This window comes from Cohnella massiliensis (assembly GCF_900169535.1).
GTDB classification, from domain to species: Bacteria; Bacillota; Bacilli; order Paenibacillales; family Paenibacillaceae; genus Cohnella; species Cohnella algarum.
This window is the reverse complement of sequence record NZ_LT821253.1, coordinates 102,919-124,166: the sequence shown is the minus strand read 5'-3', so window position 1 is coordinate 124,166 and position 21,248 is coordinate 102,919. Positions and strand designations below refer to the sequence as shown.

The 21,248-nt window shown below is 61.5% G+C and carries 8 protein-coding genes and 1 rRNA gene; 7 read left to right on the top strand and 2 right to left on the bottom strand.

The window, feature by feature from the left end; genetic code table 11:
* Window positions 1-14: 14 nt before the first annotated feature.
* Window positions 15-131, top strand: a 5S ribosomal RNA gene (gene rrf / locus B7E11_RS02440).
* A 701-nt stretch (window positions 132-832) separates the two neighbouring features.
* Here rrf and B7E11_RS02435 read toward each other — a convergent pair.
* Window positions 833-2,446, bottom strand: coding sequence for a response regulator (locus B7E11_RS02435; RefSeq protein ID WP_176220578.1), 1,614 nt, complete (start codon window positions 2,444-2,446; stop codon window positions 833-835).
* A complete protein-coding gene (locus B7E11_RS02430; RefSeq protein ID WP_080832029.1) occupies window positions 2,418-4,241 on the bottom strand; it encodes a sensor histidine kinase in 1,824 nt (607 codons plus the stop codon). The genes B7E11_RS02435 and B7E11_RS02430 overlap by 29 nt, the downstream gene beginning before the upstream one ends.
* A gap of 166 nt (window positions 4,242-4,407) precedes the next feature.
* Here B7E11_RS02430 and B7E11_RS02425 point away from each other — a divergent pair, with 166 nt between their 5' ends.
* The 6 genes from B7E11_RS02425 to B7E11_RS02400 all read left to right on the top strand — a co-directional run bounded on the left by B7E11_RS02425 (window position 4,408) and on the right by B7E11_RS02400 (window position 21,242).
* On the top strand, window positions 4,408-5,949 hold the full coding sequence (locus B7E11_RS02425) for an extracellular solute-binding protein (protein ID WP_080832028.1): 1,542 nt from the start codon (window positions 4,408-4,410) through the stop codon (window positions 5,947-5,949).
* Window positions 5,950-6,047: 98 nt separating this feature from the next.
* On the top strand, window positions 6,048-7,493 hold the full coding sequence (locus tag B7E11_RS02420; protein WP_139787044.1) for an ABC transporter substrate-binding protein: 1,446 nt from the start codon (window positions 6,048-6,050) through the stop codon (window positions 7,491-7,493).
* A gap of 79 nt (window positions 7,494-7,572) precedes the next feature.
* Window positions 7,573-8,487 (top strand): carbohydrate ABC transporter permease, encoded by a 915-nt coding sequence (locus B7E11_RS02415; RefSeq protein ID WP_080832026.1) that lies wholly within the window; start codon window positions 7,573-7,575, stop codon window positions 8,485-8,487.
* Window positions 8,487-9,374, top strand: coding sequence for a carbohydrate ABC transporter permease (locus B7E11_RS02410; RefSeq protein ID WP_245809595.1), 888 nt, complete (start codon window positions 8,487-8,489; stop codon window positions 9,372-9,374). Before B7E11_RS02415 ends, B7E11_RS02410 begins: the two co-directional genes overlap by 1 nt.
* A gap of 96 nt (window positions 9,375-9,470) precedes the next feature.
* Window positions 9,471-15,872, top strand: a complete 6,402-nt coding sequence (locus B7E11_RS02405; RefSeq protein ID WP_080832025.1) for a 3-keto-alpha-glucoside-1,2-lyase-like domain-containing protein — start codon at window positions 9,471-9,473, stop codon at window positions 15,870-15,872.
* A gap of 27 nt (window positions 15,873-15,899) precedes the next feature.
* Window positions 15,900-21,242 (top strand): CARDB domain-containing protein, encoded by a 5,343-nt coding sequence (locus B7E11_RS02400; RefSeq protein WP_080832024.1) that lies wholly within the window; start codon window positions 15,900-15,902, stop codon window positions 21,240-21,242.
* Window positions 21,243-21,248 lie beyond the last annotated feature (6 nt).

The window sequence follows — 21,248 nt, the reverse complement described above, 5'->3', positions numbered from 1 at the left end:
TTGAAGAACTTCGATCTGGTGGCAATGGCGGAGGGGTTCCACGCGTACCCATCTCGAACACGACCGTTAAGCCCTCCAGCGCCGATGGTACTTGGACCGCAGGGTCCTGGGAGAGTAGGACGTTGCCAGGTTGGAGAACAGGAAAGCACCTCATACGGGGTGCTTTTTTTGTGCTTCTTTTTTGGCTTTTTCGCTTGATATAAGGTTGGTTCGAGTACTTCTCCAAATTTAAGGTATGGGCTGTTATATGGATGCATATGAACTCCTGGCGTGATCACTCAGGCGCGAAAACGGCATTCTCCTCCAAAAGTCGTACACTGGCGAGCTCTGTGCGAATGGTACTTGGGCAACGGCCACCGGGGAGCTCTGCGAATGGGTACTTGGGTAACGGACAACGGTGAGCTGCTATGAGGTGACATGGGCGGCGGAAACCTGCGGGTTCCGCCTATGTTGGATTTTATCCAACCGACGGAGCAAGAAATGCGGAAATGTTGATCTACAGTGGATTTGATCCAACGAGAAACGGGAAAATCGGGCGAAATCCCCGAAAGGGCCGCTCCTGATTGGACAAAATCCAACCAAAGCCGGCGGGTTTCGCGAAAAGGCCGGTTTTGGTTGGACAAAATCCAACGAAGCTCCGCGTACCTAGCCTAGACCTCCTGCCAAATTCGCTCTCATAACCGCATCCGTCTCGTCAAGGCACAAATGTACCCGAAATTTTCGCCCTCATGGCCGCATCCGTCAACCTGCATGACCAGCCCGTTAACGCCGGCGATGCGGCGGGTTGACGGCCGGCTGCGCCCCGCAAGAGCGGAGCGGCAACGGCGGCAAATCAGTGCGCCGCGCTGCCGCTATGGCCCGTTTTGTAGTGCCGCCGGAATTCGTTCGGCGTCATGCCGGTTGACTTTTTGAAGACGGTGCAAAAGTGAGGATAATTGACGAACCCGACTTTCTCGGCCAGCTCGTAGTTTTTCAGATCGGACTGAAGCAGAAATTCCTTCGCTTTCCGCACCCGCTGTTCGGTCAGAAAATCGAGAAAATTGTCGCCCGTCTGGATTTTGAACAGGTGGCTGAGGTAGCTCGGATTCAGGTGAACATGCTCCGCCACTTTGTTCAACGTAAGATTTTCGGAAAGATGAGCATAAATAAAGTCGACCGCCTTTTGAATTTCGGGATGCACCTGAACCGGCAGCTCGGCATCCTGCTTGTGGGCTTTGGCCATGATTTTTTCCAGATGGGACAGCCAGTCCTCAAGCGAGTCGCTGTGCTCCATGCGCAGCCATTCCTGTCTCGTCAGCGGCATCGCAAGCTCCTCCAGCACGCGCAAAACGGCGCTTTTCAGCTTCGAAGGCGTGGGCCGTTTCTCGAGCACGAACGAGAGCAGCAGCTGAATGCCTTCGATTCGTTTGTCGACGTCGGGCACGCTCCATTTGAGCGACAGCTTTTGGGACAGAAGGTTCCAATCCTGCTCCGTTTCGTGGCTCCAGACGATGCGATGGTATTGATGATAAAAATGCAAGGACGAACGGTTATCGTAAAAAAACGTTTCCTTCGCCTGCACGGCCTGCGAAATGGCGCGTTTCAATTCGGCGTAGTCGGTTGCGTCCGAGCTGATTCCGCACAGCAGCGGAGTGCCGAGATATTTTTTGAACCATTGATTTATATGGTCGTACAGCTGCTGGATCTGGATTTCGGAATCCGCTTTGCTGGACGAGGCGGGCTTCTGCAAAATGACGGCGGATTCGCCGTTGCCGAGCGGCAGCACGTCGCCCTCGGCGCGGTTCGGGATGCTCTCATAGATCGCCTGATTCATCGTGAACCGGATGAGCGAATGATCCCGCTCCGCATACCCGGCAAAAAACGCGATTCGATCCTGCAGCGCGACATAAAGCACCCGGTACGGCATTTTCGGCCGAAGCTCGCCGCTTCCCCGGATCAGATTGGCGCCGTCGCGCTCGAAGTTGAACAAGCCGCGGTCGATATCCTCGGCCATCCGTTTGCGGATTTCCCAGCTGTGCTGATGCTCCAGCCGGTCCCCGATCAGGGCGCGCTGCTTCATTTCCTTTTCGGCCCCGATGGCGTCTTTGCAGCGCAGCAGCGTCGCTTCGATTTCCTCCGGATTCAACGGGGTTTTCAGCACGTAATCGAGCGCTCCGAGCGCGATCGCCTGCTTGGCGTATTCGAAATCCTTGTGCGCCGTCAAAATGGCGAACCGGACATGGGGAAACCCTTTGCGCAGCTCCGCCATCAGCTCGATTCCGTCCATGACCGGCATCGTAATATCGGTGATGACCAGGTCCGGAAAGTAAACGGCGCAGCGCTCGAGCGCCTGCCGGCCGTTCGCCGCCGTGGCGACGACCTCGAGGCCGAGCTTCTCCCACCGGATATCGGAGCACAGCGCATCGAGCACCATATATTCATCGTCCACGAGCAATACGCGCAGCATGCGGTTCATCTCCTTCCGGTTCGGACGTTGCGCGATCCTCCGGCCGTTCGCCGGGCGGGGAAGCCGTCGCGGGCAACCGAACGGTTACGGTCGTGCCCTCTCCGGGAGCGCTTGCGACCGTCAGGCCGTATTTCGGGCCGAAATACAGTTGCAAACGGTCGTGAATATTTTTGATCCCCATGTGGTAGTATGTGTTTCGGCGGTTTTTTTGCGCGCCGGCAAACAGCGATTCGACGACCGCCCGTTCCATGCCGACGCCGTCGTCGGATACTTGCAAAACGATGTCCTCCTCCTCCTCCTCCCTCCGTCCGGAAAGGACGATCGTGCCGGGCCCCGCTCCGGCGAGAATGCCGTGGAAAACCGCGTTTTCCACCAACGGCTGGATCGTCAGCTTCGGGATGCCGAACGCGAGAACGTCGTCGTCAAGCTCCGCTTCGAGCGCGAACTTGTCGGGATAACGCACGGACAGCAAATAGGCGTAATGACGAATGCCTTCGACCTCCTGGCCGATCGGCACGAATTCGTCGACTTTGTCCAGATGGAAGTGAAGCAGCTCGACCAGGCTCGTAATCATCCGGTCGACATGCTCCGTCTGCCTGTGCCGGGCCAAATAGCTGATGGAATTCAGCGTGTTGTACAGAAAATGAGGCTGAATCTGGGCTTGCAGCACTTTGAGCTCGAACCGCTTTTTTTCCCGTTCGCTTTCGACAAGCTCCTCCATCAGTCCTTTGATCCTTCGCACCATCTGGTTGAAGCTGTTCACGAGAATGCCGATCTCCCCGCGAAAAGGCAGCGAAATCCGGGTTTGAAAATCGCCGGTGCTGAAGCGCCGCATCTGCTTGCTCAACAACTTGATCGGCCGGGCGACGTATCGGGACAAATAATACGAAATGACGAGCGACAGCAGCAAGCCGACGAGCCCGACCCAAAGAATGTAGCTTTGCAAAACGCCGATGCTGCCGTAAAGCTCTTCTTCCTGAAGCACGGCCATGATCCGCCAGCCCCAATTGTTGTTCTGAACGCCGGATACGTACAAACGCCCGCCCGCGCCGTCGTCGACATGCCGGCTGTTCCCGCCGCTCGCCTCCAGCTCTTCGGCCGGAAGCCCGGAAACGGAGTACGATTCGGAGAAAACGTCGTAGACGACAAACGGGTTGGAAACCGTAATCGGCCGGAGATCCGCGCTTAAAATAAGAAGGTCCTCGTTCAGCGAATCGTCCCTTACCCCATAGACGTTGATGATGCTCTCCAAATCCAAATCGGCCGCAAGCACGCCCCGAAGCGTTCCGTACGCGTCCGACACCCGGACGCCGACCGATACCGTATAATCGGACACGTCCGACATGTACGGCTCCGACCAATACATATACTCGCTTTTCAGCGCGCCGTCGTAAAGGTTCCGGGCCAGCCGATGCCCCCGGATATCCCATAAATAATTCGACGTTCCGACAACGTCCAGATCGGGCCGGATCAGATAGATGTTTTTCAGGTCCTGGTTCCAATACTTGCGCTCCCGCTCGAGCAAAGCGATCAGCGTTTCGTCGTCCGCAGCCGACTGCAGCCGTTCGTCGTTGGAAAGAGCGAGCAAATTGCCCTGGAGATTTTTCATGAAAAGGTTCAAATGGAGCTGCGTGCTTTCCAGCAAATTCGCGACGTAGCGGGTTTGCTGTTTTTTGTACGTTTCGACGATATAGTTTTGCGAGATGTAGCCGAGCAGGAAGATCAGCGACGCGATCGAGACGAAGCTGATCGCGAACACCTTGACGCTCAAGCTGATAAAAGCCGGGCTTCTCATCGGGAGGACGCTCCTCGCAGGGAAGTTGTATCATTGTAACGCGGCTCTGCCGCCGGCCGCCTTCGGATTTTTTGGATAAACCTTTTTCGTTTTTGGATTTTTGGGGATTACATCTTGCAGCAATTATATCAGAATAAAGAGAGTTGCAGCGGAAAGGGGTTTCGCCATGAGGCTGAAACGGCTCATTTTGTTTACGGTTTCGGCGGCGGTCGCGCTCGGCATGCTCGCGGGCTGCGGAGGCGGGGAAGACGGGGCGGATAAGGCCGTCGTCATCGAGGTCGACCGCTGGTACCCGACCAGCGTGCGGTTTCCCGATCCGGACGACGATATCGTTCTCGAGACGATCCGCAAGGAGCTGAATATCGATCTGAAGTACGACTTCTCCACGGGCAGATCCCAGGAATGGAGGGCGAAGCTGGCGGCCCGGGCGGCTTCGGGCGACCTGCCGGACGTCATCTATTTTTTCAACATGATGGATTACCGGACCGCCCGTTCGCAAGGGTATATCGTTCCGCTTAACGACGTGCTGAACGCAAGCAATCTGCCGGAGAACTTATCTTATATAACCGAGGATATGCTGCGCTCGATTTCCGACGACGGCGGGCTTTACTACGGCATTCCGAACCGGATGGGGCCTATGCTCGAAGGGATGTTCATCCGCAGCGACTGGCTCCGCGAGCTGGGCCTTGAGCCGCCGCGAACCGTCGAACAATTCGCGGCCGTCGCCGAAGCGTTCGCGAAGCGCGACCCGGACGGCAACGGAAAGGACGACACGTACGGCTTCACCTCCGGCGGGTGCATGAGCTGCCAGGATTTCTGGGAGCTGCTGTCCGCGTTCACCGGCCTCGCTTCCCCGGACGAATATTTGGCGGACGGCGAACTGAAGGGAGGCTGGACGTCTCCGAGGTACCGGGAGTATTTGCGGTTCATGCGGGATTTGATGGCCGCGGGGGCGCTCGACCCGGATATGGCCGTCAACGATTCCAACCGCAAAACCCAAAAAATCGTGCAGGGACAGGTCGGCATTTTCCATTCTACCGGGTATCCCGCGGACGTCATCCGGCAGCTTCGGGCGAACGACCCGGGTGCCGAAATCGCGTATTTGCCGCCGCTGGAAGGTCCGGCGGGCGCCGGTTACCATTGGCCGCTCGTCGGCGTCGGCACGACGATCGGCATTACGACGAAGGCGGCCAAATCGCCGGAGAAAGTGCGCAAAATCGTGGAGCTCGTCGATTGGATGAACGGGGAAGAAGGGAAACGGCTTCTTCTGTATGGGGCGGAGGGCACGAACCACGTCAAGGAGCGGGGCGAAATCCGAATGCTGCAAGGCAGACAAAACGACTACCTCGAGGTTTACAACCTGATCGGAGACCGCAGCAAATTTCTGTCCGACCTGGACGTCATGAAAGCGTTCCATTCGGAGCCGGAGGAATTCGAGACCGTCAAAAGCATGATCGAAGGCGGCGGCAAAAGAGGCTCCGTCTACGGGCTGGGCTACGCGATGGAACGCTCGGAGCTGATCGACCGGCTGAAAAGCTACCGCGAACAGATGGCGGCCAGATTCATTTACGGCAACGCCTCGCTGGACGATGCCGGCTGGGAGGCTTACGTCCGCGCCCATGACGGGGAATACGGCGGCGGCCGGGTCCGCGAAGCCATCCTTCTCGACCTGCAAAAAGGCGGCTTTTTGCAAACGGACAAAAAATAGAAAGGCGAACCCCAAAAAATCCGAATTCAAGCGGCGCTCGTCCCCCTTTATACTTGCCCTGAAACCAAAAACAGAGTTGAAAGGGGCAAAATCGGCACATGAAGGGTTTGCGTAACATGTTGGCAAGCGCCCTCGTCTTCACGGTTTTTCTGGCCGGATGCGGCGGGGAAAACGGGGCGACGAACGGAGCGGCGACCGGCTCGGCGTCCCCGTCCCCGTCGAATGCGGGGGCGGAATCCACGGGCGGCGCCGCGCCCGAGAAAGTCACGATTACGATCCAGTATCCGAAGCCGGACCAGGAAGTGGAGCGGGCGGCGATGGACGATCGGATCAAGCGGTTCCAGGAAGAATATCCGCACGTCGAAATATTGAAAAGCGATTGGCATTATAGCGACGGCGGGGCGGCGACGCTCGGCGTCAAGCTCGCGGCCGGGGAAGCTCCGTCCTACTACAACACGTATGCCACCGAAGCGAAAATTTTGACCGACAACGGCTATGCGGCCGACCTGACGAAATTTTTCGACCAATACGAGTTCAAGGATCAGTTGAATCAGAAGCTGCTCGACATTTTCAACGTGGACGGCAAGTATTACGCGTTTCCGCAGGGCGGCTACGTCATGACGGTCGGCCTCAATGCGAAGCTGTTCCGCGAAAAGGGCGTGGAGCTGCCGGGCTACGACTGGACCTGGGACGATTTGATCGCGGCGGCCAAAGCCGTGAACGACCCGGCCAAAGGCATCGCCGGCTTCGCCGTTGCGGCGAAAGGCAATTCGGCCGGCTGGAATATGACGAACTTCCTGTACCAGGCGGGCGAATTCGTCGAGGAAACGAAGGACGGCAAAGTGACGACGACGCTGAACTCCCCGGCCGCGCTCAAGGTGCTGGAGCTTTATCGTCAGCTCAGATGGGAGCATAACGTGCTGCCGGGCGACTGGAATCTGGAAAATCCGGATTTGTCGAACCTGTACAAGCAAGGACGGCTGGGCATCGTGTTCCATTCCAATTCCCTGAACACGGGAATCAACGACGGCGGCTTCGCTCCGGAAGACGCGAAAATCTACCCGCTTCCGAGCATGGAGAAGGGTTCTCCCAATTACGCCATTACCGGGGGCAACTTCTACGTCATCAACCCGCAGCAGACGGAAGCCCAGCAGGAAATGGCGTTCAAGTTCATCACGTACGACTATTTCAAGGACAGCGGCATCGAAACGGAGGAAAAGAAAATCCAGGAGCGCCAGGCGAAAAATCAGATGCACATTCCCGATCTGATGCCGTATTACAGCCCGGATTCCGCGTACGCCGCCAAAATGGAGGAGCTGTACGCCAAATATCCCGGCGTCGTCTACGAATTCGATCCGGCGTTCCTCGAAATCTACAATGCCAACGCGAAGCCGGAGCCGCCGTTCCATGCCCAGGATTTTTATGCGATCATGACGAACGTCATCCAGGAAATTTTCAGCAACGAAAAAGCCGATTTGCAAAAGCTTCTGGAAGAAGGGGCGCAGGAGCTGCAATCCGAGTTCCTGGATAAAGTGGAGCTGTAACATCAAAGACGGAGGACGCCCGAAGCCGCGCGCGGCGTTCGGCGTCCTCCGGGAACGTCCCGAACGAGGAAGGTGAAGCATGAAATCGGCATATTCGGCAAGCCCGCCGCTGACCGCAGGAAAGGTCCGCAGCAAGTCGAAGCTTTATTTCTGGGGACTCGTTTTTCTGCTTCCGGAAATCGTAATCTTTTGCGTCTTTTTGTGGAAACCGATCGTCATGGGGATTTATTACAGCCTGCATGACATCAATTTCGTCAAAGGCAATACGTTCGTCGGCCTTCAAAACTATATCGAAATGATCCGCGACGACAGCTTTTTTACCGCCATCCGCAATACGCTCTGGTTTATTTTTCTAGGGCTCGCCATCGGCTATTGGGTTCCGGCCGTGGCGGCGATCGCCATCTCCGAGCTGAGACGGTTCAAGTCGACCGCCAGGCTCATCGTCTATTTGCCCAATATCGTGCCGGCCGTCGCGCTGTACGGCGTCTGGAAGTGGCTGTTCGAGCCGATCGGTCCGCTCAACAATTTCCTGTCCGTCTTCGGTCTGGATCCGGTCATGTGGCTCACCGACAAATCGATGTCGATGTTTTCGATCGTGCTGATGAACACGTGGCACCATTTCGGCGCGACCGCGCTGATCTACCTGGCGGCGGTCATGAGCATTCCGAAGGACCTGTACGAGGCGGCGGAAATCGACGGGGCGGGCGTCTTTCAGCGCATTCGCTATATTACGCTGCCCTCGATCCGGATGATTTTCGTGCTGATGCTCATCATGCAGCTCATTTCCAACAGCCAGTCCTACGAGCCGCAGCTTGCGATGACCGGGGGCGGACCGAATGAGGCGACAACGACGTATATGCTGCTCGTCGTCAACGATGCCTTCAAATCGTTCGCGTTCGGCGAGGCGTCGGCCATGGGCGTCATGCTGTTCGTGGCGCTGACCCTGCTGTCCATCGTGCTGTACTCGCTGCAAAGAAAGGGGACGGAACCGTAATGGACAAGGAATCGCTGCGCGAACGCGGCATTTTGTCCCACTTCGATTTTCGCCGGAAAACGGTTTGGGCCGGGTACGCGGTCATGATCGTGCTGCTTGCCGCCTTGTCGGCGACGATGATTTATCCGTTCCTGGTGACGATCTTCAACGCCTTCAAAACGAGAGAGGACATCTACACGTTTCCTCCGACGCTGTGGCCGAAGGAGTGGGTGTGGAGCAACCTGGGAGAAGGCTTTCAATTTATCGACCTGTCCCGGTACATGCTGAACACGTTCGCCATTTATGCCGGCAGCATGATCGTCGCGGTCGTCTGCATCGGCCTGGCCGCGTTCAGCCTGTCCCACCTGCACATCCCGTTCCGCAAAGGGTTCACCCTGTTTTTCATGTGCACGCTGATGATCCCGTCGGCGACGTACATGATTCCGAACTACTTGAACCTGCAGGAGCTCGGACTGCTGAATACGTATTGGGCGTTCTGGCTGCCGTCCGCCGCCAACGCTTTCTGGATTTTGCTGCTCAAAAGCTTTTTCGACGGCATACACAAGGAGCTGTTCGAAGCGGCCCGAATGGACGGGGCCTCCGAGCTGCGCTGCTTCCTGCAAATGGCGCTGCCGCTGTCGTATCCGATTCTCGCCACGATTTTGATTTTCGGATTCACGGCGGCGTGGAACGAATGGTTTTGGGCGGGGCTCGTCATTTCCAGTCCGGATAAGTACCCGATCGCCACCGCCGTCTACAAATACGTGCTTTCCGGCGAGTCCAACAACATTCAGGTCAACGTAAAATTCGCGATTTTGACGCTGGTGATGGTTCCGCCGTTGTTGATGTTCGCCTTTTTGCAAAAATACATTATTCGCGGAGTCAATTTGTCCTCTGTGAAAGGGTGAACGCGCCCGAAGCGCCTTGCGAATCCTCATCCGGTTTTGCCGCCGCACGGGGATTCTTTTTTTGGCGATTTCAAAAAACGAAGGAGGAGAACAGGAATGAGACGAAAAACGGCAATGCGGGTCGCGGCCTGGGCGCTCGCGATCGTCACAGCCCTCGGCGGTTTGCCGCTCCCGGGGGCGTCGACTGCGCCGGCGGCCGCGGCCTCGGAGACCTGGTTCGAGGATGATTTCGACAGCCCGGCTCTCGCGCAGGAACGCTGGAAGGAAGTTCCGGGCCAGTGGGACGTCAAGACGGAAGACGGGGTCAGCTTTTTTCACGGATTCCACGCGAACACGCGAACGTTTCTCCGGTTGGAGGAAGCCGCGGGCTGGACCGATTACGAAGTGAACGTCAGGGCCAGGTTCGCCGCCAACGTCACGGGCCGGGCGGAGTTTTTCGTCAGGGCCGACGACAGCGGCAATTTCTACTCCGTAGAGGCGCAGCTGACGCAGGACGGGGCTTCGGCCGCGACGTTCAAGATCCACCGCTGGGCGGGCACCGTCTACCAGGGGAATTTGACCGCGAACGTGACGCATGCTTACGATCCGACGCAGTGGCACGATTATACGGTAACGGTGGAAGGAAGCACGATTTCGCTTCGGCTGGACGGGGAACCGATTATTTCCGCGACGGATCCGAATTCTCATTATCCGTCGGGCGGGATCGGGTTCCGTTCGCAGAACGTCGGCCTGCAGATCGATCGGGTCGCCGTTTCGGGCGAGGGCGGGCGGGCTCAGGAATTGCAGATTCATCACTCGCCGATTACGGAGGCCGACACCGGGCAGGGGATCGACATTTCCGCGGATATCGTCGGGCCTGCAAGCGTAACGGCGACCGTGTATTATCGGTACGGACATGCCGATGAGGGGCGCATTTTTGAAAGCGCTTCAATGTCGAAGGGCAGCGGAGACTCGCATTCCGTACGCCTTCCCGCACCCCCGTCCGGGGACGAGGACACGCTCAACTACTATATCGAAGCCTCGGATGCGGCCGGGAGCCGGAAGTCGACCGGGTATGCCGACGATTTCGCGGATGCCGCCCGGACCGCGGAGCACTGGACGAAAACGCCCGAGGAGTGGATCGTCGCGGACGACGGGGACGAGCGGGTCATGAAAGCGACCGCCGGCAATACGCGCAACTATTTGACGGGGGCTGGCTCCGAGACGTGGACGGATTACGACGTCGAGTTCCGGGCCAAATTCGCCCGCAAAGCGAACGGCCGCGGCGAGTTTTTCGTCCGGGCGAACGACCAGGGCGACTATTACGCCGTCGAGGCTCAAACGTCGGAAGGGACGAACGACGTCCTGCTGAAAATCCATTATTGGGACAACACCGTTTATCAGCAAAATCTGACGGCCAACGTGAACGCGACGTTCGACGCTTCGGCCTGGAACGACTACCGCATCGAGGTGCGGGGGAACCGGATTACCTTCTACGTGAACGGGACCGGGCTGATTTCGGCAACGGATTCGAACAACCGGTATCCGTCGGGCGGCATCGGCTTCCGTTCGAATAACGTCGATCTGGAAATCGCCGATCTGACCGTGAGCCATCCGGTGAAGCTGATCGCCTCGGGGCCGCTGGCGGTCGAACATTCTCCCGTCGCATCTGTGCCGTACAACGCCGACATTCCGGTCGCCTTTACGGTCAGAGGCGACGCCGGATCGGCGGTGACGGCCGCGGTCCGGTACCGGTACGGAGACGAGCCGGAGCGGGAAGTCGCGGCCGCGCGGGGGACGGACGGCATCTATCGCGCGACGATTCCGGGCACGAACCGGTCCTCCGCCGTCGGCTACCATATCGCGGTACGGGACGAGGCCGGCAACGCGGCCCGGTATCCGGCGTCCGGCGACGCGTCGGTAGCCGTCGGGGCGTTCGAGCCGTACGCGAACGATTTCGAATCGCTTGCGGTCGGCAGCGTGCCCGCGGGCTGGACGGTGCGCGGCGACGCCAAAATCGCGGCGCTTCCGGAAGGAGGCAAGGCGCTGCGCCTGAACGGCCGGGTCGGCACCGTTTACCCGTCCGCCACGCTGTCGAATCCGGCGTACGGCAGCATCGACAACTTTATTTTGAAGTTCCGGGCCAAATACGTCCGCACGAGCGACGAGTATTACAACGTGTGGCGGTTGCGTTACCGGACCCAAAACGACAACAACAACTATTCGATGGAGTGGGGGACCCACAACTGGCGGTATTTCATCATGCGCAAAACCGATCTCGGCGGCAACTATTATTTGGGCACGTATAACGAAGCGCTCGACAACCGCTGGGTCGACTACGAAATCCGGGCGTCGGGCATCACCCACGAGCTTTACATCGACGGGGAAAAGGTGATCGGCGTCGACGACTTCGACACGCTGCGGATGGACAAAGGCTACATCCAATTCGGCACGGTCAACGGCATCGAGCTGCTGATCGACTCGTTCGAAATCGTCCCGCTGGAGCCGGAGCCTATCTACAACGTCGAGCCGGCAGGCAATTACACGGGCATTTACGGACCGGGCGAGGCGCCGGGGCTGAACGTCTTCGTCTCGGGGGGCGCGGAGGCGCACACGTACAAGGTTGCCTACAAGGTCCGGCGGGCCGACGGCGAACGGGAGCTCGTCGCGTCCGGCGAGCGGGAATACGAGCTTGCGGCCTACGGAGAACTGAACGAGGAGCTGACGTTCGAGCCGGGCATCGGGGACATCGGCACGTACGACGTCGAAGTCGAGCTTTACGTGGACGGCGTGCGGAGCGACGCGTCGACGAAAACGATGCGGATGGCGGTCGTCCGGGAAATTCCCGAAACGCCGGAAATCGACGCCGACATCGAGTCGAAGTTCGGGTTCAATACGCACTACAAGGAAAACTGGCGCGACGACATAATGGACGCCGTCCGCAAAACGGGGGCGAGGCACCACCGAAGCACGCTTAACATCGCCGACAGCTTCACGGGCCAATACGGCGCAGACGGCAAGCCCGTATTCGACTTTGCGAAGACGGACGCGTATTTGAACAAAATCGCCAGCTTCGGCCTGAACAGTATCCCCGTGTTCGGCGTGATCGAAGACACGGCGACGGCCGCTTCCTACGAAGGCCTGCGGCTGCTCGAACGCTTCGCCTACGAGAGCGCGAACCGGTACCGGGGGCTGATCCGGACCTTCGAAACGTCCAACGAGCCGGAGCTGTTTGTCGATCCGTACATTCCGTACGAAATCGTTCAGCAGTGGAAGCGGCTCTATCTCGGAACGAAAAAAGCGAATCCGGGCAGCGCGCTGATCGCCGGGGGCCACACGTCGAGCGTCCGGAGCGTGCTCCCGAGGGAGCTGGAGCTCGGGGCGTACAACTTCGCGGACGCGTTTTCCTGGCATCCGTACGTGTACAACGCGATGCCGGACGGCGCCATCGAATCGTTCGTGGACGATATCGGCGGCATGATCGACGCGTACGGGGGCTGGAAAGATTTCTACCTGACCGAAGGCGGCTGGCCGACGGCCAAGGGCGGCTACCCGAACGTGAGCGAAGAGGTGCAGCGGGATTACATTGCGCGAGCGTTTCTGATTTATATGACGGAGCCGAAGGTCAGGGCGTGGGAGTATTACAATTTCAAAAACGACGGCACGGACGAAAACTATTACGAAATTTTCTGGGGCATCACCGACGTGGACGGCAGGCCCAAGCTGGCGTACGGCGCGGTCAACAACCTGATGACGACGCTGGCCGGAGCGGCCTATGCCGGACGACTGGAAGTGCCCGACGGCAAAGTCAGAGCCTACGTCTTCCTGAAGGACGGCAAGCCGATCATCGCCGCCTGGCGGTCGGTCGATCACAAGGACGATCCCGCGAGCAACCCGGCTACGTCGCAGCTTGCGATCGACGTCGGCACCGACGAAGTCGTCGTGCGGTCGATCGAGGGACGCGACCGGACGGTGGCGGCGACGAACGGCCAAGCGGAGGTTACGGTATCGGGTTCGCCGATCTTTATTTTGAACGCTTCGGCCGACGCGCTGTACGAGGCGGCGATTGCGCTGCAGGGCGATTACCGCGAAGACGCCGCGGGCAAAATCGCGAAGCTGGAAACGGCGGACAACGCCGCGGCCGTGGCGGAGCTGCTCGGAAGGCTGGAAGGCATCGGACAGCGGCTCGAAACGGCGATGCGCGAACCGGCGCTCGCGGACAAGGCGGCGGGGCTCGAGCAGGGCATCGGCAGCCTGTATGGCTTAATGAGCGACATGGCGAGCGCGATCGAGGCCGGACAAGCGGAGCGGAAGCAGGCTTTCGTCGTTATGGAAGCGCTTTACTATTATGCGGAAGCGGCCGCCCAGGCCTTGATCCAGGCGAAGAGCGAACAGGGAGCGGGTGCGGGTGCGGGTTCGGCCGTTCCGGACTATGCGGCCGCGGTGGCTGCGGCCCGGTCCGCTCTTGAGGCGAGGGCGGGGGACGACTACGTGCTGCCGGTCGGCAACGCGGCGGTCATGCGGGCCGAGCGCTACGGCAGGCTGGCGGAAAACAACCGCGAGCGCGGGGCCGATGCCGCAAGCTACGCATACGGGCTGCTCGCCCGCGAGTTCGCCGCGGTCGCGCTGCGGATGACGGCGGCGGACGCTCCCGTGTATGTGGGAGCGTGGCTGAACGTGACGCCGGTCAAGCGGAACGCGGAGGCCGGCTACGCGAGCGAATTGGCGGGCACCGTCGCCAACGATACCGCGGAAAGCGTCAGCGCCGCCGTGCGGATCGTACCGCCCGAAGGCTGGGGGGAGGCGGAGACGCTGACGGCGACGATCGCTCCCGGCGGGACGTACCGCTTCGAGCATACGCTCGCGATTCCGGCCGACGCGCCGGAGGGTGTCTACGAACCGAAGGTCGAACTCGTCGTCGGCGGCGCCGTCGTCGACGAGGCGGCTATCGAGCTGACCGTCGAAAGCGCGATCGCCGCCGGGATTTTGCCGGTCGGCAAGCCGATCGCCGAGCTGGACGAAATTCAAGTGCGGCTGCAAGGTCGCTCCGCGGCTCCGAAATCCGGCAAGGTGACGGTGTACGGTCCCGACGGCGAGCCGCTCGCTCCGGTTTCGGGCGATACGTTCGCGGATCTCGGCAAGGACGAAACCGTCACGCTCGCCTTCCGCTGGGACTACCGCGAAGCCCGCGACTTCAACGAATATTCGAACCGGATTACGGTGACCGAATCGGCAAGCGGCCGGGTCATCTTCGACGACGCGCAGGTTCCGCTCGATTTTCTCCTGATCGAGAAGACGGGGACGGTCGCCGTCGACGGCCGGCTGGACGACTGGACGGCGGCGTATCCCGTTCATCTGCGCGGGGCCGGCCGGAACAACACCGGCGTGTACGACCCCGGCAACCTGGACGCGACGGCGTACGCGATGTGGGACGACGGTCATCTGTACCTGGCGGCGAAGGTGTCGGACGACATTCACAAAAACTCGGAGGACGCCGCGAACATGTGGAAAAACGATTCGCTGCAATTCGCGATCGATCCGCTGGCCGACAGCCCGGCTGCCTACAACCAGGACGACATGGAATGGGGCTTCGCGCGGCATGACGACGGCCGGCTGCTCGCGAACATCTTCTTCTCGCGTCCGCCGAATCCGAACGGAAGCGCCGGGGAGCTGCTGCCGTTCGCGATCGCCCGCGACGAGGAGGCGAAGGAAACGACGTACGAGATCAAGATTCCGCGCGGGCTGATCCATGGCCTGGCGCTGGCGGAAGGGACGAAGCTCGGCATGAACTACGCGGTCAACGACGCGGACTTTCAGATGGGCCGGGACAATTTCATCCAATGGACGCGCGGCCTCGCCGACGGCAAAAACCCGGGCGGCTACGACCGGTTCGCGCTCGCCGACACCGCCGAGGACCCGGATCCGGTGTCCGGCACGTCCATCGCGTTGGCCGCCGACAAGCCGATCGTGGAAGTCGGCGAGAAAGTCGCCGTGACGGTCGCGGCGGAGGAGGCGGACGATCTGTATGCCGTCGAGCTGACGTTCCGTTACGACCCGAGCCTTTTCCGGCTGAACCGGGCCGAATTGGCGGAGGCGTTCGCTCCCGGCGGCGACGGTTATTTGCGGTACGAGGACGACGGCGGAACCGTGCGCGTCGCGGCAAGCCGGACGGGCGCCGTGCCGGGCGCCTTTGGCAGCGCGGATTTGATCCGGCTGGAGTTTGCGGCGCTTTCCGAGGACGGGGCGGCCGACTTCGCCGTGCCGGGCCCTGTCGCCGTTTCGAATAGCGGCGGGCAAGCGGCGGTCGTTCCGCAAGGCGGCGAGCTTCGGGTCGCGGTTGCCGATACGGCGGCGGTGACGGGCGGAAAGCCGAATCCGAAAGCGATCGAGACGATCGCCCGCTCGTTCGGGAAGCGCGAAGGAGAGACGGGGTACAAGGCGGTTTACGACATGAACAAGGACGGCATCATCGACATTATCGATCTGGCCTATGTCGCTTCGCGGTATTTGCGGTCCTGATCATTTGAGGAAACGGAGGATGGCGAAATGCGAGTCAAACGATGGATAGCCTTCCCGCTCGCGATGGCGCTGCTGCTGGGCGGACTGCCGCTGCCGGCGCAGAAGGGGGCCGCGGAGGAGCTTCCGGCCGAACCGGAGCCCGCCCCCCGGGTCGCGCTGAAGGAGCTCGGCTGGACGCCTGCCGAGCCGGCCGTGGGCGAGGAAGTCGGGTTTTACGCGGTCGTGGAAAATCAGGGCGGCGCAGCGACGTCCGCGCCGGTGGAGGTCGCCTTTACGGTCGACGGCGTTTCGGTGGCGCAGGCCGTGTACGGCGGGGCGATCGCCCCCGGCCAGTCGGTAACCGTCGCGGCGGAGCAAGGCTGGACGGCCGCGCCGAACGAGCACCGCGTCGCGGCGAAGCTCGCCGGGTCGTCCGCCGAGCTCGCGCGGATGCTGGCGATGCCCGCGGCCGAACTTGCGCGCGGCAAGCCGGCGACGGCGAGCTCGGAGAAAACGGGCAGCGGCCGGGTGGCGGCGAACGCCGTCGACGGCGACGCCGCCACCCAATGGGAAGCGGCCGGCGCGCCCGCGCACCTGACCGTCGACCTGCAGGCGCCTTACGTCGTCGACAAGGTCGCCGTCTCGCTCGGCCCGGACTGGAGCGCGCGAACCCAGACGCTGGCCGTCGAGGGCAGCCTTGACGGCACCGCGTTCATGACCCTTGCGCCCGCGCAGAGCTACCGGTTCGAACGGACGCCCAAGAACCGGCACGAGATCGCGTTCGATCCGGCGAAGGTCCGGTACGTCCGGATCGCGGGAAGCTCCAATTCGAACGCGGCCAACGGCATCCAGCTGACCGAGCTCGAGGTATACGAGGACCCGACCTATCCCGACGAAACGGGAACGGCGAACCTGACGGTCGCCGGACTGACGTGGGAGCCGGTCGGCCCGTTCGCCGGCGACTCCGTCCTCTTCAACGCCGAAATCCGGAACGCGGGCGAAAAAGACTTCGCGGGCGATCTGACCGTTCGCTTCGAGGTCGGAGGCCAAATTGTCGCCGGCACCGCGGCGAACGTCTCCCTGCCGCGCGGCTGGCGGACGACCGTCGTCTCGGCGCCCTGGGTGCCCGCGTCGGCCGGCCCGCATGAGGTCAAGGTGTATGCCGAAGGGTTCGAGAGCGGCGCCCGCGTCTACCCGATCCGCATCGCCGACGCGGAGACGAGGCTGCCGGACGGGTGGACCCACACGCAGGTCGGCAGCCACGCCCTGGCCGGGTCGGCCGTCTATGCGGACGGAACGTTCGCGGCGGAAAGCTCGGGCTTCGACATCGCCGGAAGCGCCGACGAATTTACGTTCGTGCACCGGAAAGCGGCCGGCGACACCGCGATATCGCTCCGGCTGCATCCGCTGGCGAACGCGGGCGCGTCGGCCGGCTCCGGCGTCATGCTCCGGGAGGGCGCGGGCCCGGGCGGCGATTTCGTCGGCGTGCGGCTGCTCGCCGGCGGCTCGCTGCGGCTCGAGAGCCGCAGCGGCGGGGGAGCGGCGGAAGCGGTCGAGCTGCGATCGTCGGTTGCGGCACCGGTTTACGTCAAGCTGCAGCGGGCGGGCGACGCGTTCTCGGCTTACGCGTCTTCGGACGGGGTGCAGTGGGGAGAGCCGCTGGCTGTCCGCAGGCAGGAGATGGACGAAGAGCTCGAAGCCGGCATGACCGTCGCGTCGCGGAACCGCGGCCAACTGGTCCGGGCGGAGTTCGACGAGGTGAACGTCGAGCAGGTGAACCTCCCGGACCTTGTCGTCGCCGGCGTCGCCATGTCGCCCGCCGAGCCTGAGCCCGGCGACGAAGTGACGTTCGTCGCCGAGGTGGAAAACCGCGGGCTCGCCGCTACGGCGCAGGCCGAGTTTACGGTGGGATTTAAGGTCGACCCGTCCGTGAACGTAGCGCTCGTCGCCACGGGCGTCCATTCCGGCATCGTCGAGCCGGGCCAAACCGTTACCGTCACGGCTTCGGCGCCGTGGACGGCCGAACCGGGAACCCATGCGGTGCTGGCCGTCGCCGACATCGGGGAAACGGTGGCGGAGGGCAACGATCTGAACAACGAAACGACCGCGTATACGGCGGTCAAAGTCCGCAAGTCCGAAGCGGAAAAAACGGATTTCGAAAAGCGGGCGGACTTCATTTTGGACACGTTCGCGACGGAGCGGCCCGAGCAGACGGACCGCACGCTGTGGGTGAAGGAAGCGATTTTTTACGCCCAGGCGCGGTTCGAGCGGGGCGTCGACGTCGAAACGGCGCTGGACATCGTGGACAGCATCAACGACAATCCGGCCGGCGCGTCCATGTTCTTTTATACGGCGAACATCGACACCTACTTGCGATTCGGACATTTGTATCCGGAAGCGCTCCGGGAAAAGGTGAAGGCGAAGCTGACGGCCATCGACTACAGCCAGAACGGCAGCACGGAAAACCATTTCATCAAGTTCCGGACCGCGGGCTATCTGGTCGCCCAGACGTGGCCGGACTGGAGCCGGGCAGCGGCGACGAAGCAGTTTGCCGAGCAGGATTTGCGGAGCATGATGAAGCGTTTCGTCACCTACGGCATGAAGGAATACGATTCGACGACCTACGCCGCGCTGTACGTCGAATGCCTGCTCATGCTCTACGAGTTCGCGCAGGACGAAGAGATGCGGCAAATGGCGAAAATGACGCTCGACGCCATGCTGGCGAACATCGCGGGAGAATGGATGAACGGCTACTGGGTATCGTCGACGCTGCGCGATTACAACGGAATGAGCCCGGAAATCGGAGGCGCCGGGACGATCATGGCCTGGCTTTACTTCGGCGGCGAACGCGCGCCGAGCCTCCGGGTGAACGAGTTCGGCTACCCGGAAGGAATGTATTCGGTCATCGCCGCGTCCTCGTCCTACCGGCTGCCCGGCCTGCTGGCGGACATCGCGGCCGACCGGAGCGCGCCGTACGTGCACAAGGAAAGCCACGACCAGCATCCGACCAACAAGCTCAATCCGCCGCACGGCTACCGCAAAACGACCTACATGACCGAAAACTACGGGGTCGCCAGCCAGTTCGACGGAGCGGGCAGCCTCGGCTGGTCGGATCAAATGCGGCGCTGGTTCGTCCGCTGGACGTCCGACGGTCCGTACAGCACCTTTTTCATGACCCATCCGAAGCGGGGCGGCATCGAATCGGGGGCGACGCCGTACGAGCAGGTGCTGCAAAAGGACGGGGCGGTCGTCGCGGTCTACAACATCCCTTCCGGCGACCCGTTCAAGTTCATAAACGGGCCGTTTCCGGACTCGCTATTAAAAATTCGGGAAGATCCGAGCGGCTGGATTTTTGCCCACGGCGGCAGCGTCCTGCTGGCGGTCAAGCCGCTGAAGCCGTACGTCTGGACGGAGTCGTTCGTCGGCTCGCTGCGCGTGCCGGTGCTGAAAAGCGATGGAACGAAAAACGGCGTCATCGTGGAAACGGCCGACCCGTCGGCGTACGGCGCCGAGGAGGACGGGGCGCTTTCCGAAGCGGAGCGGATCGACGCCGAGCTGGACCGTTTCGCGCAGGCGGTGCTCGCGCGCACGGAGGTGGACGCCTCCGGGCTCGAGCAGGCCAACCCGTCGCTTACCTACACGTCGCTGGCGGGAGATACGCTCAGCCTGACGTATAACGGGGCGCGGACCGTAAATGGCGAGGCGGTCGATTATACGGCCTGGCCCCTGATCGATTCTCCGTTCATGCATCAGGAGGTCGGCGGGAGCCTGCTGACGATCCGCCGCGGCGAGGAGGCGGTCGTATACGATTTCGAAAACTGGCAAACGTTCCGTCCGGCGGCCGGGCCGGATCTATCCGCCGCGGGTCTGACCTGGACGCCGTCGTATCCGCAGGCGGGCAAGGATATCGTCTTCGGGGCCGCGGTCCGCAACGACGGCTTGAGCGCGACGCCGGGCGAAGGATTCGAGGCGATTTTTAAGGCGAACGGGGAGACGGTGAGCACCGTGCGGCATCCGGAAGCGCTGGCGGCGGGCCAAACGGTCACGGTAACCTCCGGCGCCTGGCGTCCCGCCGAACAGGGGGCGTACGAGGTAAGCGTCGAGCTTCGCGCGGCGGGCTGGGACGAAGCGGAGACGGCGAACAACGAACGCGACGCGCGGCTCGAGGTGTACGGCCCGTCCCGCCTGCTGTTCTCCGACGGCTTCGAGCAGGACGTTACAACGAAGTGGGATGCCGCGGGCAGCGTCGGGTCGTGGTCGCACGAGGCGGATCCGGCGCGAAATTCGATGGTCATGAAGGGCACGAGCACGGCGACGAGCGGGAACCCGGTCCGCAAAGCGGCCAAGGCGTCGGCCTGGGCGGATTACGAGCAGACGTCCCGCGACTACCGTTTCGAATTTACGGCCAAGTACGCCGGCGGCGCGGCAAACGGCGGCGCCGGCGAGCAGCTGCGCGCGCTCGTCCGGTTCGCGAGCCCGCAAGCGTACTACTATTTCGACTTCAACGATGCGGCGGACCAGGTTTCGTTCGCGAAATATACGGCGGAAACGGGATTCGTCACGTTGCATCCGCCCGTCCGGATTGCCGGCAAGCTTCCCGGCTTCGATTTTCGCCAGTACAACGAATACGCCATCGAGGCGGCCGGCGACCGGTTCTCCTTGTTTATCAATGGCGTTCCGATCATCGAAGGCGTCGCGGATACGGCGGTTCCGTCCGGTACGGTCGGCTTCATGAACCGGAATTCGGAGCTGTGGATCGATGAGGCGTCCGTGCGCACGCTCGGCGACGAGCCCGGTCCCGATGACCGAACGACGTTCGATTTCGCGGTCGAGCCCGGCTCGATCTCGGACGGAGCGGTGACGATCAACGTCGAAGCGGCCGATGCGGACGACCTTTACGGTGCCGCGCTGGATATCGCCTACGACAAGACGAAGCTGACGCTGACGGACGTCCGCCCGCACCCGCAATTCGGCGAGCACGCGGAGGCGACCTACGAGGAATTCGATTCGTTCGTTCGCGCGACCGCGACCCGGACCGAAGGGGACGGCCCGTCCGGCATCGACGGCGACGTCCCGGTGCTGCAGCTGACGTTTCTCGTCGCCGAGCCGGACGAACCGTTCGTCCTGACGCTGCGAAGCGGCTCGGAGTATGTAGACGGCGCGTCGGAGCGCTTTACGGTGGAAGAGGACGTCGAGGCGTCCATTCTGCTGATCGATCCGGACGTCAATGGCGACGGAGAGGTCGAAATCGACGACCTGGCGCTCGTCGCCCGAGGGTACGGGTTGACGGCGACCGATCCCGGCTACGACGCCGCATGCGATTTGAACCGCGACCTCGTCATCGACGCCGCGGACTTGGATTTCATAGCCGATCGGCTGCTGGAAAGCTGACCTTCG

What these genes read in the sequence shown, in the direction of transcription:
- B7E11_RS02435 (WP_176220578.1), bottom strand. Translation starts at nt 2,446, where the DNA reads ATGCTGCGCGTATTGCTCGTGGACGATGAATATATGGTGCTCGATGCG.
- B7E11_RS02430 (WP_080832029.1), bottom strand. Translation starts at nt 4,241, where the DNA reads ATGAGAAGCCCGGCTTTTATCAGCTTGAGCGTCAAGGTGTTCGCGATC.
- B7E11_RS02425 (WP_080832028.1), top strand. Translation starts at nt 4,408, where the DNA reads ATGAGGCTGAAACGGCTCATTTTGTTTACGGTTTCGGCGGCGGTCGCG.
- B7E11_RS02420 (WP_139787044.1), top strand. Translation starts at nt 6,048, where the DNA reads ATGAAGGGTTTGCGTAACATGTTGGCAAGCGCCCTCGTCTTCACGGTT.
- B7E11_RS02415 (WP_080832026.1), top strand. Translation starts at nt 7,573, where the DNA reads ATGAAATCGGCATATTCGGCAAGCCCGCCGCTGACCGCAGGAAAGGTC.
- B7E11_RS02410 (WP_245809595.1), top strand. Translation starts at nt 8,487, where the DNA reads ATGGACAAGGAATCGCTGCGCGAACGCGGCATTTTGTCCCACTTCGAT.
- B7E11_RS02405 (WP_080832025.1), top strand. Translation starts at nt 9,471, where the DNA reads ATGAGACGAAAAACGGCAATGCGGGTCGCGGCCTGGGCGCTCGCGATC.
- B7E11_RS02400 (WP_080832024.1), top strand. Translation starts at nt 15,900, where the DNA reads ATGCGAGTCAAACGATGGATAGCCTTCCCGCTCGCGATGGCGCTGCTG.